Origin of the sequence: Nocardia mangyaensis, from assembly GCF_001886715.1 — a bacterium.
Classification (GTDB): Bacteria; Actinomycetota; Actinomycetes; order Mycobacteriales; family Mycobacteriaceae; genus Nocardia; species Nocardia mangyaensis.
Window position 1 is genome coordinate 3884146 of the sequence record NZ_CP018082.1, and the last position, 12915, is coordinate 3897060.

The following is a 12915-nucleotide window of genomic DNA, read 5'->3' on the forward strand; positions in this document are numbered from 1 at the left end:
CTTTTCCGACGCGTTGGCACGTCTCGGCCGACCAGGCTCGTAGGCTTGCCCCATGGCACCCGACAGCGATCAGCCGTTCGACATCAAGCCGCGCTCCCGCGACGTCACCGACGGGCTGGAGAAAACCGCCGCTCGCGGCATGCTGCGCGCGGTCGGCATGGGCGACGAGGACTGGGTCAAGCCGCAGATCGGTGTCGCGTCGAGCTGGAACGAGATCACCCCCTGCAATCTCTCGCTCGACCGCCTCGCCAAGGCGGTCAAGGAGGGCGTGCACGCGGGAGGTGGCTATCCGCTCGAATTCGGCACGATCTCGGTGTCCGACGGGATCTCGATGGGCCACGAGGGAATGCATTTCTCGCTGGTCAGCCGGGAGATCATCGCCGATTCCGTGGAAACCGTGATGATGGCCGAACGCCTCGACGGATCGGTGCTGCTCGCGGGGTGCGACAAGAGCCTGCCGGGCATGCTGATGGCCGCGGCACGCCTGGACCTGGCAAGTGTGTTCCTCTACGCGGGTTCGACACTGCCGGGCAATGTCGACGGCAAGGACGTCACGATCATCGACGCGTTCGAGGCCGTCGGCGCCTGCATCAAGGGACTGATCACCCGCGAGGAGGTCGACCGCATCGAGCGGGCGATCTGTCCGGGCGAGGGCGCGTGTGGCGGGATGTACACGGCCAACACCATGGCCTCGGCCGCCGAGGCGCTCGGGATGAGCCTGCCCGGCTCGGCCGCCCCGCCCGCACCCGACCGCCGCCGGGACGAGTACGCCCGCAGGTCCGGGGAAGCCGTCGTCGAATTGCTGCGCCGGGGAATCACCGCGCGCGACATCATGACCCTGGAGGCGTTCGAAAACGCCATCACGGTGGTCATGGCGTTGGGCGGGTCGACCAATGCCGTGCTCCACCTGCTCGCCATCGCCAGGGAGGCCGGAGTCGCGCTCACCCTCGCCGACTTCAACCGGGTCGGTGACAAGGTGCCGCACCTGGCCGACCTCAAGCCGTTCGGCCGCTACGTCATGAACGACGTCGACCGGGTAGGCGGCATCCCCGTCGTGATGAAGGCCCTGCTCGACGCGGGTCTGCTGCACGGCGACGTCATGACCGTCACCGGCGCGACCATGGCCGAGAACCTGGCCGAGATCGAACTCGGCCTCGACGGCGATGTCATCCGGACACTTGATCGGCCGATCCACAAGTCGGGCGGGCTCACCATCCTGCACGGCACGCTCGCCCCCGAAGGCGCCGTGGTGAAGAGCGCCGGGTTCGACTCCGATGTCTTCCGTGGGACGGCACGGGTCTTCGACGGCGAGCGTGGGGCGATGGACGCCCTCGAGAACGGCACGATCGTGGCCGGTGACGTCGTCGTCATCCGCAACGAGGGCCCCAAGGGCGGCCCCGGCATGCGCGAGATGCTCGCCATCACCGGCGCGATCAAAGGTGCGGGACTCGGCAAGGACGTCCTGCTCCTCACCGACGGCCGATTCTCTGGCGGCACCACCGGTTTGTGCGTGGGCCATGTCGCGCCCGAGGCCGTGGACGGCGGTCCCATCGCCTTCGTCGCCGACGGGGATCCGATCACCCTCGACGTCGCCAACCGCCGCCTCGACGTCGAGATCGATGCCGACGAGCTCGCCGCGCGCAAGGTCGGCTGGGAGCCGCTGCCACCCAAGTACACCTCGGGCGTGCTGGCCAAGTACCGCAAGCTCGTCAGCTCGGCCGCGCACGGCGCCGTCACCAGCTGACCGGCCCGGTACCGGTTGACCGACCCGTCAGCTCAGGTGGTGGACCTCCTGCCTCCCATAGACCGGGGTCGGGATCCCCTCGTAGCGGGCTTTCAGCTGCAATGCCAGATACAGCGAATAGTGCCGGGATTGGTGCAGGTTGCCGCCGTGGAACCACAGGCCCGGCTGCTGGGTCGGCTTCCACATATTGCGCAGCTCGCCCTCCCACGGGCCGGGGTCCTTGGTGGTGCCGGAGCCGAAACCCCAGCACTTGCCCACGGTGTCGGCGACCTCCTGCCCGATGAGGTCGGCGGCCCAGCCGTTCATCGAGCCGTATCCGGTCGCGTAGACGACGAGGTCGGCGGGCAGCTCGGTGCCGTCGGCGAGAATCACGCTGTTCTCGGTGAGTTCGCGCACCTGCCCGTGTGCCAGGGCGATGTCGCCGTTGGCGACGAGTTCGGCAGCGCCCACATCGATGTAGTAGCCCGAGCCACGGCGCAGGTACTTCATGAACAGGCCGGATCCGTTGTCACCCCAGTCGAGATCGAAACCGGCCCGTTCGAGCCGGGCGTAGAAGTCGGCGTCGCGTTCCCGGATGGCGTCGTAGACCGGGATCTGGAACTGGTGCATGATCCGGTACGGCAGCGAGGCGAAGGTGAGATCAGCCTTGTGCGTGGTGATTCCGGCAGCGACGGCGCGCTCGGAATACAGGTCGCCGAGCCCGATCTCCATCAGCGAATCCGATTTCACGATATGCGTCGATGACCGCTGCACCATGGTGACCCGGGCGCCCACCTCCCACAGAGCCGCACAGATGTCGTGCGCGGAGTTGTTCGCCCCGATCACCACCGCCCGCTGCCCCGCGTACCGGTCCGGCCCCGGGTGCAGGCTCGAGTGGTGCTGATCGCCCCGAAAACGTTCCATGCCAGGAAAAGCCGGGACATTCGGCTTGCCCGACATCCCGGTCGCGAGCACCAGGTGCGTGGGGCGTAACTCCACCGGCGCACCGTCGCGTTCGACCTCGACCGTCCAGGCCTGGGCCGTCTCGTCGTAGCGCGCCGAGGTACACGTGGTCGAGGACCAGTACGGCACCTCCATGACCTTGGTGTACATCTCGAGCCAGTCGCCGATCTTGTCCTTGGGTGCGAACACCGGCCAGTTGTCCGGAAACGGCAGATACGGCAGGTGGTCGTACCAGACCGGGTCGTGCAGGCACAGCGACTTGTACCGCTTGCGCCACTGGTCACCGGGCCGGTCGTGCTTGTCGACGACCAGTGCGGGCACCCCGAGCTGGCGCATCCGCGCACCGAGGGCGATTCCGCCCTGTCCCCCGCCGACGACGAGCACATACGGCTGGCGGGTGTAGCCGAGCTCGTTCTGCTCGAGCCGGCGCCGTTCGGACCAGGTCACCCGGGCACGATCGGCGCCGTGGCGCACGCCCTTCGGCCGCCGCGTGCCCAGGCTCTCCTCGTGGCCTGTGAGCTCCTGCATGCTCGTCAGCAATGTCCAGGCACCTTCGTCGGTGAGCCGCAGGTGGCCGACGCCGCGGCCCGCACCGGTCTCGAAGCCGATCCACGCGCTGATCACGCCGTCGTCCTCGGTCGGTGGTTCGGTGGTGTGGAAGCCGGACGGGTCGGTGTCGGCGAGCTGGGCCCGCAGCATGTCGGCGACACCGCTACGACCTTCGACGGTCTTGATGTTCCAGGTGAACGCGATCAGGTCGCGCCAGAAGCTGTCGGTGGCGAACAGCCCGGCCGCGGCCTCGACATCACGCGCGACCAGCGCCGCCTCGAAGGCCGTCAGCCAGGTGTCCACGCGCTGTTGCGGTCCGACCGCATCCGATCCGTCGACGACGGGATCCAGTGTCTGGGTCATCGAATCCTCCTCCACAATCTGTGACCAAGAGCACACGTCATGGTGGCCGGTGGCACAATCGTTGCAGCGCGTTGCAACGCGCCGAGCACTGTGGACGAAACGGATGAAGGGCGTACCGTGGCCGACTTCAACGCGGTCGAACCCGGCACCGACCTCTCGGGTTACGCACGCGAGTTGATTCGGATGCACGGCGCCGTGATCGCCGGTGGGCACTCGCCGCTGCGACCACGCCCGCTGGTCGCCCGATCGTGGTCACGGGTGCTGGCGGCCGGCCTGGTACCCGACCAGCCGAGAGCCCGCTCGATGCTCGCCGTCGACGTAGTCGAACGCCGCCGCCGCGAATCGATGCTCGCCGCGGTGATCGAGGACCTGACCCAGGCGGTCGTCTCCCTGGCCGACACCTCCTCCCAGCTCATGCTGGTGGTCGCCGACGCCGAGGGTGTGGTGCTCTGGCGGTACGGTTCGGCGAAGGTCCGCCACAAGGCGGATTCGCTCGGCTTCCGCGAGGGCGCGCACTGGACCGAGGACGCGGTCGGCACGAACGCCATCGGCACCGCACTGACCGAGGCCGCACCGGTGCAGTTGTTCTCCGGCGAGCACTTCGAGCAGTTCCAGCATCCGTGGTACTGCACCGCGGCACCGATCCACGACCCGCGCACCGGTGACCTGCTGGGGATCGTCGACCTCAGCGGTCCCGCCCTGACCCTGCACCCCGCGGTCACCGCGCTGGTGGCCACCGGCGTCCGGCTCGCCGAAGCACAACTGTGGCGCCATCACGAGCAGCGCCTCGAACGCCTACGCTCGGCGGCCGGACCCGCGCTCGCGACGCAGACCGGCCCGGCCGTCGTGGTCGACGAGAACGGCTGGGTCGCGCACACGGTGGGCGTCACCGCCACCCGCCGGGTCGCGGTTCCGCACGCCGGTCGCGCGGTCACCCTCCCCGGCCTCGGCGTCTGTGTCGCGGAGCGACTCGGCGAAGGGTGGCTCCTGCGGCCCGACACCCGCACGCACGTCACACGGTGGGAACTCGACCTTGCCGGTCCGCCGATCCTGCGGGCACTCGGTGGCGAATCCGAGTGGCGCACCGCACTATCGGCGCGCCATGCCGAGATCCTGGTGCTGCTGCACCTGTCCGGCCGACGCGGCATGACGGTGCTGCAGCTGAGCAATGCGCTCTACGGCGATCCCGACCACGCGGTCGCGGTCCGGGCGGAGGTTTCGCGCCTGCGACGCGTCCTCGGATCCGTGCTGGCCAGCCGCCCGTACCGGATCACCGAATCCGTCGACCTCACGCTCGCCCTCGGCGCCGCCGAACGACTGGCCGACTGCGACTTCCTCCGGCACACCGCTGGGCCCGGCCTCCGAACGCTGTTAGGTTCAACCCTATGAGTCGCACCATGACAGTCACCGACAGCATCGTTGTCGCTGCCGACCCACTGTCGGTCTATCAGCAGGTCAGCGATCCCACCCTGATGGGCCGGTGGAGTCCGGAGAACCGCGGCGCCGAGGTCGCCCGGCCGCGCGAGTCCACCTACGTGGGCATGGAATTCGACGGATTCAACAAGCGCGGCGCCGCGCGCTGGGTGACCCGCTGCGTGGTGATCGCCGCGGATCCGGGACAGCGATTCGCCTTCCGGGTCGAGGCGATCGGCGTCCGGCGGCCGTGGCTGCGCGGCGGGATCGCCACCTGGGAGTACCGCTTCGAGCCCGTCGACGGCGGGACCAGGGTCACCGAGACCTGGCACGACGATCGCGCACGGTGGCCGAACGCGGCGGTGCAGGTCTTCGACCGGATCGCCACCGGTGGCGACACGTTCGTGGAGTTCCAGCGCAAGAACATCCACCGAACCCTGCGCAATCTCGCACAGGAACTCGGGCCGGCGGACTGACCCGACGCTCTGGAGTCGGCGCCGCGCCGCATCGACGCTACCTGAATGCAGCAACCGATCGAGGTGATCACCTGGCCGACTCTCGGCCGGCTGCTCGCAACCGTCCCCGATCGGGCTGCCATCGGCCCCGAGTCGCCGCCGATCGCGGCGAATTCCGGCCACTTGTGCGGCCACCTGCCCACGCAGATCGTCTATTCTGCCCGAATTCGGGCAGGGAACTTGGTGAAATCGGATTCGCCAGGCAGGATCATCCGGGTGAAAGACGGGGCATCGGCTGATCTGGTCCGCTACGTGGCGGTGTCCACGGGCCTTCCGGAGCGGCTGGCCGCGCGGGTGATCGCCGATATCGCCGGCTACTTCGACGAGACGGCCGAGCAGTTCGTGCGGCGTCGCCACACCGAGCTGCAGGCCCGGCAGGTGCGCAATGCCGAGATCTGGCGGGTACTGGCCGAAGAACTCGCCCAGCGGCCGGTCGCGGCTCCCCGGTTCACCGAACGGCAACTGCGTCGCATCGTCTACGGGTAAGGAGTCCTCGCGCCATGTGTGGAATCGTCGGATACATCGGTCACCGGCAGGCGGTCCCGGTCCTGCTCGAAGGACTACACCGGCTCGAATACCGCGGCTACGACTCGGCCGGTCTCGCGCTGCCCCATCGCGGCAAGCTCCGGGTCACGAAGACCCAGGGGCGGGTGCAGGACTTGCGGGACAAGGCCGACACCGCCACGCTGCGCGGGACGGTCGGCATCGCGCACACCCGCTGGGCCACCCATGGCGAACCCAGCGACGCCAACGCGCACCCCCACGTCGACGCGACCGGCCGGATCGCCGTGGTGCACAACGGGATCGTCGAGAACGCCGAACAGTTGCGCGCCGAGCTGACCGCAGGCGGTGTCGAGCTGGTCTCCGACACCGACACCGAGGCCATCGCCCACCTGATCGCCCGCGAGCTCGACGAGGCCGAGTCGCTGGAAACCGCTGTGCGCACCGCGCTGCACCGGATCCAGGGCACCTACGGCCTGCTGGTGCTCGACGCGCGTCGTCCCACCGAGCTGGTCGTGGCGCGCAACGGCAGCCCCATCGTGCTCGGCGTGGGTGACGGCGAGATGTTCGTGGCCTCCGATGTCGCAGCCCTGGTCCACCACACCCAGCGCGTGGTGTTCCTCGACGACGGCGAGATCGCCACCCTGCGGGCGAACGAGTTCCGCACCAGCACACTGGGCACCGACTCCGAGCAGACCGACAAGGTCCCGACCACCATCGACATGGCGGCCGAGGACTACGCCCTCGGCGGCCACCCCGACTTCATGCGCAAGGAGATCGCCGAACAGGGCGAGGCGGTGCGCCGAGCACTGCGTGGGCGCCTGGACGATCGCTTCGCGACCGCCCATCTCGGCGGATTGAACATGGACGCCCGGGAGCTGCGCGGGATCAGCAAGGTCGTGTTCCTCGGTTGCGGCTCGGCCTACTACGCGGGCCAGCTGGGTGCGCAGGTGGTCGAGGAACTCGCGCGCATCCCCGCCACGGCCGAGCCCGCGTCGGAGTTCCGCTACCGCAATCCGGTGGTGGACCCGGACGCGCTCTATGTGGCCATCAGCCAGTCCGGCGAGACGCTGGACACCCTGGCCGCGGTGCAGGAACTGCAGCGCAAGGGCGGACGCGTCATCGGCGCCGTCAATGTGGTGGGCAGCGCCATCGCCCGCCAGTGCGGCGCCGGGGTGTTCCTGCACGCCGGGCCGGAGATCTCGGTCGCCTCGACCAAGGCGCTGACCAACATGTCGGTCTCGTTCACCATGCTCGCCCTGCTGCTCGGCCGAGTCCGTGACCTCTCCGCGGCCGACGGCCAGCGCGTCGTCGAGGGCCTGCGCGCCCTGCCCGATGCCATCGACAAGGTTCTCACCGACGAACCGGCCATCGCCGAGATCGCCCAGCGCTACGCCGAGGCGCGCAGCATGTTCTTCATCGGCCGGGTCCGGGCCTGGCCGGTCGCGCGCGAAGGGGCCCAGAAGCTCAAGGAGGTCAGCTACATCCACGCCGAGGCCTACCAGGCCTCCGAGCTCAAACACGGCCCCCTCGCCCTGATCGACCCGGAGATGCCGAGCGTGGTGATCGTCCCCGACGACGAACTCCTGGCCAAGAACATCAACACCATCGAACAGATCAAGGCCCGCGGCGGCCCGGTCATCGCCGTCACCAACGCCGACCTCCCGGCGAACGTGGCCGACGACGTGATCCGAATCCCCAGGGTTGCCACGGAACTCGACGCCATGCTGCTGACGATCCCGCTCCAGTTGCTCGCCTATCACACCGCTCTCGCCCTCGGCCGCGACATCGACAAGCCACGCAACCTCGCCAAGAGCGTCACGGTCGAATAGGCGTCAACCCTGTAGCGCTGCGGTCACCGTGGCCATGTCGAAGTAGTCACGCCAGGCGTGGATCCGGCCGTCCACGATCTCGAAGACGCCCGTCACCGGAAGGTCGATCCGCTGCTCATTGATGGTGAAGCTGTCGACGCGTTCGTTCATCACCAGATTCCCGGCGCTCACCTGGTGCCGGACCTGGAAGTCGATGCCGCCGAAGGTGCCGAGGAAACCGCGCAGGAAGTCCCGGATCGCTTCCCGTCCGGTGACCGCCTGCATCGGGATGTTGTGATAGGTCGCGTCGTCGGTGAAGTACTCGGTCAGTTCGTCGGCAGTACCTTGGCGCCACCGCGCACAGAACTCGGTGACCAGCGAATCGGGGGTGTGTACGGTCGGTGTCGTCATCAGGCCCTCCAGTGCAGATATTCGGTTTCCATGATCCGAATATCAGTGCCGAAACTGTAGAGCGCGAAAGGGAGTCTGACAAGAACGGGCTCTTCACGTCGATGACAACAACGACCGCCGGATCTGGTCGACCTACCACTTCGGTCGGAACCGCGGGGTCGGGCGGTGACCGTGGCTGTCACTTCACGGGTGAGCCACACTGCCGGTTCCAACTAGAGTCTTACTCTAGTCAAGTAGGATCAACGGCATGACAGCCAAGAACACCGGCGTGCGGGCGGCCCGGACGACGGCCAACCGCGCGAAAATGCTGGCCGCGGCACGGAAACTGTTCACCACCCGCGGTTACACACCGACCACGATGCGAGCCATCGCCGACGAGGCGGGCATGGCGGTGCAGACGCTGTACTTCACCTTCGCCACCAAACGCGCGATCCTGTCCGAACTCCTGGATGTCGAGATCGCCGGTGACACCGAGCCGATCGCCACCATGGACCGCCCCTGGTTCACCGCGGCCGCCACCGCCCCTGATCCCGTCGAACAGATCCGACGGCAAGTCGCCGCGGCCGCGACGATATACGCCCGCGTCGGCCCGCTTCTCGAGGTGATCCGATCGGCCGCGGCGACCGACCCCGAACTCGCCGAGCTCTGGCAGACCAACATCACCCAGCGCCACATCGTCCAGCTCCGCCTGGCCGAGGCCCTCACCACCAAAACTCCACTGCGAGCAGGCATCACCGCAGCCCGCGCCGCGGACATCGCCCTCGCCACCCTCGCTCCCGAGACATTCCATCTCCTGGTCCACGAACGCGGCTGGACCGGCGCCGAGTGGGAATCCTGGGCCACCGACGCTCTCACCCTGCACTTGCTCGCGCCGCGACCGCTCGAAACATCGACACCGGAGGAAACCCGATGAATGTCCTGATACTGGGCGGCTACGGGGCTGTCGGCGTGCACCTCGTCCAACTACTGCGGGCGCAAGGCATCTCGGCGCTCGCCGCCGGACGCGACCCGGCTCGCGCGGACCGAGTTGTCGATGTCACCACGACGGACGGCTTCGCAGCCGCGTTGTCCGGGGTGACGACGGTGGTGAATTGCGCCGGCGTCGAAGACCTCCGGGTCGCCGAGGAATGCGCCCGGCGCGGCATCGCCTTCGTCGAGATCTCGGCGACTTCCGACTACGTGCGGGCCTTGGCGCGCGTCCGAGGCCCGGTCCTGCTGGGAGTCGGCTTGGCGCCCGGCCTGACCACCCTGCTCGCCGTCGACGCGTTCGCGAGCGACCCGGGCCCGATCGACATCATGATCGGTCTCGGTTCCGGCGAACACCACGGCCCTGCCGCCACAGCCTGGACCTATCAGCTGCTGGGACAGCGCTTCCCCGACCCCGATGGCACCGACATCCGCAACTTCACCGGACCCGCACGCTTCACAATTCCCGAAAAGGCCAGGTACAAGCCATTTCCCGCGGTACGCGCCGACTTCGCCGACCAACACCGCCTGACCGACGAACTCGGCGTTCCGGTCCGGTCCTACCTGCGACTGGACTCCCGCTTGGCCACCGCCGGACTGGCCGCCCTCACTTGGATACCCGCGCTGCGTGCGGTGGCGCCACGGCACATGCCCGGCAGCGACCGCTGGGTGGTCCTCGCCAGATCCGCCAACGGTTCGGACCACTGGGCAACCGGCCGCGGCCAGTCCCTGGCCACGGCCACGGTCGCCGCCGCCACGGTCCGAGAACTCGCCCGCCGACAGATCACCACCCCGACCTGGATCCACGAACTACTCGACCTCGCCACCCTGCGCGACGATCTGTCGACGACGGGTATCGAATTCGGACAGTCGACCGCGGTGATCTGACCGGCAGGATGGCGAGCGCAGTCAGCGAAATCACCGCCGGCAGACCAGTGATCGTGGTGATCCGCTCGCCGCATCTGCCGCGGCGGATCCTCGTCATGGGGCCATACCGGACCCTGCGGCGCGGCGCCTCAGGGGGCGGTGACGATCACCTTGCCTCGGGCGTGGTGAGTTCCCACTCTCGCAAGCGCTTCCGGCGCTTCGCCCAGGGTGAACACCGTGTCCACGAGGGGCCGGACACGTTCGGTGGCGAGCAGTTTCCCCAACTCCGTGAGCCGCTCCGTGGTGAAGGTCGTGTACAGGATGCGCACGCGCTGCGGCGCGACGAGCCCATGCCACTGGGCCTTGACGACACGCATGAGGGCACCGCCGTCGGGCCCCCGCACCCCGCTGTTCGGCAGAATGGCGCCGCCGCGCGCCACTACCCGGCGCCAGTCTCGGATGCGCACGGCGCCGACGTTGTCGATGACAGCGTCGTAGGGCGTGGCGGTGTCCAGGGGGTCCTGGGTTTCGTAGTCGAGGACGTTCTCGATTCCCAGCGCCCGCACGCGTTCCACGTTGCGACCCGAACACACGCCGATGACTTCGGCGCCGCGCAGTGCCGCCAGTTGTGCCGCGAACTGGCCGACGCCGCCGGCGACGCCGGTGACGACAATCCGTTGGCCTGGCCTCACCTTCGCCACCTCGACCGCGCGCATGGCGGTGGTTCCGGCGATCGGAAGGGTGGCGGCATGCTCGGGGCCGACGCCCTGGGGAAGCGCCGCGAGGTGGCCCTCCTGGGCAAGGGCGAACTCGGCGAACGTGGCGATGCCTTGTCCGAAGACCGCGTCACCCACCTGCCAGCGGGCCACTCCAGGACCGACGTCGGCAACAACGCCCGCCAGGTCCAAGCCGAGCCGCCGCCGGGCCGGGCGCCGTAGTCCGTTTCCCGGCCGCACGGAGCGGGGCACGCCGCGCATCAAGAACACGTCGGCCGCATTGACCGACGCTGCGGCAACCTGGACCAGTACCTGACCCTTTCCCGGAGTGGGGATGGGCACGTCGCCCACCGTGAGAGTGTCGGCCTCGCCGTAGACGGGCTGGAGAAGTGCGCGCATGAAATCTCCTGGAGAGCGTGGAAACCGGAGGTCCGGTGCTGTGGGCACGGGCCTTGGGTGTGGTGGGTGTCGAGGTGTGGTGCCAGGCCCGCGTGATGTCAGCTCGTCTCGTCCGCCTTGTAGGTGAAGACCTCCTCGAGCGGGGCGCGGAGCACCTGCGCGATCTGGAAGGCCATCTCGAGCGAGGGCGAGTAGCGGCCGTGTTCGATGGCGATGATGGTCTGGCGGGTGACGTCGAGGGTGGCCGCGAGCTCGGCCTGCGTGAGTTTGCGCTCCGTGCGCAGGTCCCGGATGCGGTTGGAGACCCGGGTGGGTTTGGGGCCGCCCATCACAGCCCCTCGCGGTAGGCGGCGAGGGCGACGCCCATGCTCGCGAGCGAGCCGAGGAACGCGCCAACGAAGAGCACCGTCGCCGTCCAGAACACCGGCGCGTCGAGCGCCAACATGACGAGCGTCGCCAGCACGGCAAGCCCGAGGATCCCGGCGCCCGTGGTCTCGGCGTAGCGCTCGATCTCGCGGTCCCGCGCATCGGTGTGCGCCTCGCCGCGAACACGCAGCCACAGCACCAGCATCACCACCGCGTACAGGCCACCGCCGAGGATCAGAGACCACAGCATCGGGCCTTGCCAGCCGACGTCAACGAGCGGAAGACCGTCCGTGACGGCGCGCACGATGACGACGGTCCAGTACGCGACGAAGACCACGATGCTGATGGCGAGGCCCGCCCACGTGTACCGCTCGGTGAAAGTCATGACGTCTCCAAATGTCAATAATTCTTTACATCATCACCATAGGGCGAGCGGGCGGGATATGTCAAGAATCTTTTACATTGGGCGAAGCGGCGCACGACACGCTCCCGCACCAGCGGTATTCGTGTCGCAACCGTGACGGTCGACGGTTCAGCTCAGCGGGATTCAGCCCGGCAGTTCGCTAGAGGCTGTCGATTCGGCCGATGTCGGCGAAGCGGCGGGCGAGGAGGGCACAAGCGTCCGCGAGCTCGCGGGGCCGCACATCGGTGATGGTCGCGTCGAAGCGGCCGATCGATGCTGCCAAGGCCACCCATGACCAGGAACCGACGACGATCCGGCACCGGATATCCTCGAGTTCCTCGACGATTCCCTCAGGCACGAACGGGATCACTTCTCGCGCAGGCAGTACCACCACGACCTCGCCCGTGCAGGGCCACGTGCTCCCCCGATCCGAGCCCTTGAAACGCGCGGCGAGGAAATCGCTCACGTCCCCACCGGGCACCGTGCGCGGGGTGAAGCGGGGTCCGGTCGGGGTGCGTGGTGTCAGCCTGTCGAGGCGGTATATCCGCCAATCGTCGACGTCGAGGTCCCAGGCAGCGAGGTACCAGCGTCCGTTGCCGAACACGACATGATGGGGTTCGACCCGGCGCTGCGACGGAGTCTCGTCTGGATCACGTCCGACCGAGACGTAGTCGAATCGCAGGACCTCACGCGCCCTGACCGCGGCATTGACATCCATCAGGACGCCGGAGTCGGCCGCCACTGCGGCATCGGCAGGCAGCGTCGTGAACGTCGCACCGTCGATTCGGTGACGCAATCGCGACGGCAACACCTGCCGAACCGTCGCCAGCGCCCGCAGGGACGCTTCGGCGTCGGCCGCACCCGAGACCGCCGCGACCCGCAAGGCGAGCGCCAGGGCAACGGCCTGGTCTGCGCCGAGAAGCGGACGCCAGGTGACCGGTACTGCGGT

At 68.4% G+C, this 12915-nt stretch carries 13 protein-coding genes; 7 read left to right on the forward strand and 6 right to left on the reverse strand.

The window, feature by feature from the left end:
• Positions 1–52: 52 nt before the first annotated feature.
• On the forward strand, positions 53–1744 hold the full coding sequence (gene ilvD / locus BOX37_RS17460; protein WP_071928587.1) for a dihydroxy-acid dehydratase: 1692 nt from the start codon (positions 53–55) through the stop codon (positions 1742–1744).
• Between the two features lie 27 nt (positions 1745–1771).
• Here the strand turns inward: ilvD and BOX37_RS17465 are convergent, their stop codons facing one another.
• A complete protein-coding gene (locus BOX37_RS17465; protein ID WP_071931603.1) occupies positions 1772–3598 on the reverse strand; it encodes an NAD(P)/FAD-dependent oxidoreductase in 1827 nt (608 codons plus the stop codon).
• Positions 3599–3715: 117 nt separating this feature from the next.
• Between BOX37_RS17465 and BOX37_RS17470 the strand changes: the two genes are divergently transcribed.
• Genes BOX37_RS17470 through glmS form a run of 4 tightly spaced genes read left to right on the forward strand, consistent with a single transcriptional unit; the run spans position 3716 to position 7859 of the window.
• Positions 3716–4987: a sigma-54-dependent transcriptional regulator family protein gene (locus tag BOX37_RS17470; RefSeq protein WP_071931604.1), complete on the forward strand. Its 1272-nt coding sequence runs from the start codon at positions 3716–3718 to the stop codon at positions 4985–4987.
• Between the two features lie 8 nt (positions 4988–4995).
• Positions 4996–5487, forward strand: coding sequence for an SRPBCC family protein (locus tag BOX37_RS17475; RefSeq protein ID WP_240504911.1), 492 nt, complete (start codon positions 4996–4998; stop codon positions 5485–5487).
• 45 nt (positions 5488–5532) lie between these two features.
• Positions 5533–6012: a hypothetical protein gene (locus BOX37_RS35380; protein WP_240504912.1), complete on the forward strand. Its 480-nt coding sequence runs from the start codon at positions 5533–5535 to the stop codon at positions 6010–6012.
• A 14-nt stretch (positions 6013–6026) separates the two neighbouring features.
• Complete coding sequence (gene glmS / locus BOX37_RS17485) at positions 6027–7859, forward strand: glutamine--fructose-6-phosphate transaminase (isomerizing) (RefSeq protein WP_071928589.1); 1833 nt, start codon at positions 6027–6029, stop codon at positions 7857–7859.
• Positions 7860–7862: 3 nt separating this feature from the next.
• Here the strand turns inward: glmS and BOX37_RS17490 are convergent, their stop codons facing one another.
• Positions 7863–8249, reverse strand: a complete 387-nt coding sequence (locus BOX37_RS17490) for a limonene-1,2-epoxide hydrolase family protein (protein ID WP_071928590.1) — start codon at positions 8247–8249, stop codon at positions 7863–7865.
• A gap of 247 nt (positions 8250–8496) precedes the next feature.
• Here BOX37_RS17490 and BOX37_RS17495 point away from each other — a divergent pair, with 247 nt between their 5' ends.
• Together BOX37_RS17495 and BOX37_RS17500 are read left to right on the forward strand one after the other, a co-directional pair.
• Complete coding sequence (locus BOX37_RS17495) at positions 8497–9162, forward strand: TetR/AcrR family transcriptional regulator (RefSeq protein WP_071928591.1); 666 nt, start codon at positions 8497–8499, stop codon at positions 9160–9162.
• Entirely contained in the window at positions 9159–10103 is a 945-nt protein-coding gene (locus BOX37_RS17500) for an NAD-dependent epimerase/dehydratase family protein (RefSeq protein WP_071928592.1), read from the forward strand. The genes BOX37_RS17495 and BOX37_RS17500 overlap by 4 nt, the downstream gene beginning before the upstream one ends.
• Positions 10104–10231: 128 nt before the next feature.
• Here the strand turns inward: BOX37_RS17500 and BOX37_RS17505 are convergent, their stop codons facing one another.
• From BOX37_RS17505 to BOX37_RS17520, 4 genes are all read right to left on the reverse strand, one after another.
• Complete coding sequence (locus BOX37_RS17505; RefSeq protein ID WP_071928593.1) at positions 10232–11197, reverse strand: NAD(P)-dependent alcohol dehydrogenase; 966 nt, start codon at positions 11195–11197, stop codon at positions 10232–10234.
• A 98-nt stretch (positions 11198–11295) separates the two neighbouring features.
• Positions 11296–11526, reverse strand: coding sequence for a helix-turn-helix transcriptional regulator (locus BOX37_RS17510; protein ID WP_071928594.1), 231 nt, complete (start codon positions 11524–11526; stop codon positions 11296–11298).
• The gene (locus BOX37_RS17515; RefSeq protein WP_071928595.1) at positions 11526–11948 is read right to left on the reverse strand and encodes a hypothetical protein; all 423 of its coding nucleotides are present in this window, start codon (positions 11946–11948) and stop codon (positions 11526–11528) included. Before BOX37_RS17515 ends, BOX37_RS17510 begins: the two co-directional genes overlap by 1 nt.
• 178 nt (positions 11949–12126) lie before the next feature.
• Positions 12127–12849: a helix-turn-helix transcriptional regulator gene (locus BOX37_RS17520; RefSeq protein WP_206045672.1), complete on the reverse strand. Its 723-nt coding sequence runs from the start codon at positions 12847–12849 to the stop codon at positions 12127–12129.
• Positions 12850–12915 lie beyond the last annotated feature (66 nt).